Below are 3819 nucleotides of genomic sequence, written 5' to 3' on the forward strand. Positions count from 1 at the left end.
TGTTTCGCCGGACGTCGAGCCTGGCCGCCAATCCGACCACCCAGGGCATTTCCCTGCGCGCCATCGCGCCGTCGGGCGCGGGACGGACGCTGGTCACGCTCGACGGCGTCCCGCTCAACAATCCGTTCGGGGGTTGGGTGCTGTGGTCGCAGTTGGCCCCTGAGGCTGTCGACAGCCTTGATGTGGTCAGGGGAGCAGGAGCAGGCCCCTAAATGGCTACCGCAACATCTAGTGTGCCATGTTCAAAAGTGGCCGTTCCGGAAGTCTGAAAGGGGTGGGGAGCGGACATGACGTCGGCGTTCCATCAGAGAGATGCCCCTGTTGCAGCCTCCGCCGTAATTGCGACCGACAGACTGCGCACCGGTCTTTCTTCCGACTGCTGAACCCGAGCCAGAGCCTCATACAAAGCGGGTGCAGTGACCGGCTTCGCAAGATGGAAATCCGCGCCTGCATCAAGACTAGCCTCAACATGCTTCGGCATGGTGCTGGCTGTCAGCATGATCACAGGAGTTCGTTGTACACCGCTCTTTCTTTCAAGTTCGCGAATGGCTTGAGTGGCAGCAATCCCGTCCATAATCGGCATCATCATATCCATCAGTATGACGTCGTATCGGCAGGTCAAGAATGCTTCAACCGCTTGGTGTCCATCTTCAACGCAATCAACTTCTATCCCGACTGTATGCAGTATGAGTTCTGCGACGCGCCGGTTCGTCGCGTTGTCGTCTACTACCAGAACTCGCCCCGCGACGGAGTGGGGCACCTCAGCCGATTGGCGTGATTCAGGGCCGAGGCCCTTTTCTTCTTCAAGGGGGAGCGTGAACCAGAATGTTGCCCCTTTCCCTAATACGCCTTGGCCATCGAGAACTCCTCCCATGGCGACGACGAGTTCGCGTGAGATCGCAAGGCCCAGACCCGATCCACCAAACCGGCGAGTGATGGTCCCATCGGCCTGCTGGAACCGCCCGAATATGATTTCGCGCTGCGCGTCGTCAAAGCCCACGCCGGTATCGCTAATCTCAAAGCGGTAGCTGATTCCCTCGCGACTCACCCGGAGAACAACCGAGCCGCGATCCGTAAACTTCACAGCATTCGAGATCAGGTTTGTCAGAACCTGCTTCAAGCGCAGCGCATCGCCCCGGACCTGTCGGGCAACGTCGGGGGCGAGTTGTGAAGAGAGAGCGAGGCCTTTCTCCCGCGCGGTGAGGCTGGAGAGGCTCAATACGCTATCGATGACGTCAGAGAGTTCCATCGGCGTTTCTTCAATGGCCAACTCCCCAGCTTCTATTCGAGCAAGGTCCAGAATGTCGCCGATGAGGCGTCCGAGTAGGTCCGACGACGCCCGAATAACCGACGTCAGTTCCCGCTGATGCGCGGTTTGCTCAGTCCCCGCCAACAGGTCAGCGACGCCGATCACGCCGTTAAGGGGGGTCCGGAGTTCATGACTCATATTGGCTAGGAACTCGGACTTGGCCCGATTAGCGGCCTCGGCCTCGCCCTTCGCAACAACCAACGCTCTTGATTGTGCTTTCCGCTCGGAGATGTCTCGTATGTTGGCGTGGAGGTGTGGAATCCCCTGGACGTGAGCAGAGGACATCCACAACTCGATGTCCACAGTAGTTCCATCTTTGCAGCAGGCGGGCAGTTCGATCCTCCTGCCAAGACGCCCCCCCCCATTGAGCCGCCACTTTTCCAATCCTCGGTTATGGTTTGCTCGTTGCTCCTCCGGGATGATCATCTGAATGTTGCTGCCGACAGCCTCATCGGCACTGAACCCAAACAAATGCTCTGCCCCGTCCGACCAACCGGTAATCGTGCCCCGGTCATCGCAGTCGATCAGAGCGTCAGCCCCCGCCACGACGGCCGTGAGGAGCGACTGGGCCTGATGACGCGCCGCGAGGTCTTCGCCGACCACGGTTGCGAGACGGGTGAGGACCTTGCTGATGCTGGGGTCGAAGACCCGTGGCTCGATGTCGAATATGCAAACTGCAGCCACTGCTTGGCCATTCACCAAAACGGGGGCGCCTGCGTAAAAGCGAAGATGGGGTTCTCCGGTGACATATGGGTCGTCAGAAAAACGCGGGTCTGCCAGTGCATCGGCGACCCACAGAACGTCATCAGGTTTCGCAACTGTGTGGGTGGAAAATGACGTCCATCGGCACGCTTCCAGATCGGCATAGGTGAGCGCACCGGAGAGCCAGTTTCGGTCCGCGTCTACCAACGTGACGACAGACCAAGGGGTCCCAGCAGCCTCGCCCGCCAAATTGGCGATCTCGTCGTGAAGGCGGGCACGTGGCTGACCTATCAGGCCGAACGAACGGACCATCTCAACTCTGGCCGCTTCCAATTCTTGGTTTCTATAAGGCATCATACAAAGGACCCCATTGGGGATCGGTTAAACACCGGTTTTCATCAAGATTTACTACTGCGGAGTTGTGTCGACCGTGGAGGCACTCGATGTCTCTGTCGGTGCTGTCACTTTAATGCGAATTTGTCTTCACTGAACGCAGCGTAAGCCGCTGATGGGGATGATGTTTCGTGAAGTCGATTTCGTTCAAGCGCCACCGGTTCCCGGCGGACGTCATCCGCCAGGCCGTCTGGCTCTACTTCAGCTTCAGCTTAGGCTCAGGACCCATTGATGTGATGCGCTCGATCTGATTCAGGCTCTGCGAGGAGTCTGGATATGAGCGACCTTTATTGGCTGACGGACGAGCAGATGGAGCGGCTCAGGCCGCACTTTCCGAAGAGCCACGGCAGGCCGAGGGTGGATGATCGTCGGGTACTGAGCGGGATCATCTTCGTGAATCGCAACGGGCTGCGCTGGCGTGACGCGCCGCCGGTTTATGGCCCACACAAGACGTTGTACAATCGCTGGAAGCGATGGAGCGAGGCCGGCGTCTTCATCAGGATGATGCAGCGGCTGTCTGGCGCCCAGGCCGAACGGCGCACCGTCATGATCGACGCGACCTATCTCAAAGCGCACCGCACGGCTTCGAGCCTGGGGGTAAAAAAAGGGGGTCTTGGGGGTACTGTCAGGCTAACTTTCGTGGGCTCTACTAAGGGGCGCTTGGTGCCTGCCAACGTACCACAAAATGCAGCAAATTCTGCGTTGGCTATGCCCAAAGACGCTTCCTTTGGCTCGCCTAATCCGAGTTAAATTCAACCGAAGCCACCGATGGCGGCTTTAACCTGACAGCATCCTCCCGCAGAACCGGAACGGTCAGGACGCCATCGACCGGACGAGCTCAAGAGCGATCCGGCGCAGCTTCGGATCGGACACCCGTCGCCAGCTGAAGATCAGATCCTCCAATTCCCGGTCCCCGGAGTTCATAAGCTCATGCACCAGCGGGGTAATCGACTTGAGCCGATCTCCATTCAAGGTCGGTGTGGCTGTTGACTGATGGTTCATGAGACGATCTGACTGATATGGGACACTGGCGGTTGCGCTCGCTCAACGCTGCAGAGACCGCGCCAAGGGCACCGAAACGGCTCTGGCTAATCGGGGATGGTGCGAGACGGGTTGGAGGGCGTTCGTGGATTTGAACCACGGACCTGCGGCTTAGAAGGTCGGCGAGCTCAGACCGTGCTTCCTGCACAGATCCGCCACCGGAACACCGGCCTCCTGCTCGCGCAGGATCCCGGTGATCTTCTCTTCCGTGAACCGTGATCGCTTCATTCCGTCCGTCCTTTCGAGGGGCGGACTCTAGGCGGTGTGGACAAAGTGTCTGATCCACAGTCGGATGGATGCGACGACGACGAAGCCGAGGAAGCTGTCGGCGGTCTTGTCGTATCGGGTAGCCAGTCGTCGGCTGTGTTTGAGCT

At 59.0% G+C, this 3819-nt stretch carries 1 protein-coding gene and 5 pseudogenes; 3 read left to right on the forward strand and 3 right to left on the reverse strand.

Annotated features, from left to right (window positions below):
* A pseudogene (locus tag ACP7AU_RS17490) lies at positions 1-209 on the forward strand (TonB-dependent receptor plug domain-containing protein); the annotation flags it as partial.
* A gap of 95 nt (positions 210-304) precedes the next feature.
* Here the strand turns inward: ACP7AU_RS17490 and ACP7AU_RS17495 are convergent.
* On the reverse strand, positions 305-2368 hold the full coding sequence (locus ACP7AU_RS17495; RefSeq protein ID WP_426052250.1) for an ATP-binding protein: 2064 nt from the start codon (positions 2366-2368) through the stop codon (positions 305-307).
* A gap of 167 nt (positions 2369-2535) precedes the next feature.
* Here ACP7AU_RS17495 and ACP7AU_RS17500 point away from each other — a divergent pair.
* Positions 2536-2619, forward strand: a pseudogene (locus ACP7AU_RS17500) (IS6 family transposase); the annotation flags it as partial.
* A gap of 61 nt (positions 2620-2680) precedes the next feature.
* Positions 2681-3061 (forward strand): annotated as a pseudogene (locus ACP7AU_RS17505) (IS5 family transposase); the annotation flags it as partial.
* A 498-nt stretch (positions 3062-3559) separates the two neighbouring features.
* On the opposite strand, the pseudogene ACP7AU_RS17510 reads toward ACP7AU_RS17505, so the two are convergent.
* A pseudogene (locus tag ACP7AU_RS17510) lies at positions 3560-3673 on the reverse strand (transposase); the annotation flags it as partial.
* A 27-nt stretch (positions 3674-3700) separates the two neighbouring features.
* Positions 3701-3819: pseudogene (locus tag ACP7AU_RS17515) on the reverse strand (IS5/IS1182 family transposase); the annotation flags it as partial.

Origin of the sequence: Brevundimonas sp. SL161 (assembly GCF_049896985.1) — a bacterium.
GTDB lineage: Bacteria > Pseudomonadota > Alphaproteobacteria > Caulobacterales > Caulobacteraceae > Brevundimonas.

Bases quoted from the DNA above. Each gene is read 5' to 3' on its own strand.
- ACP7AU_RS17495 (WP_426052250.1), bottom strand. From the start codon at position 2,368: ATGATGCCTTATAGAAACCAAGAATTGGAAGCGGCCAGAGTTGAGATG.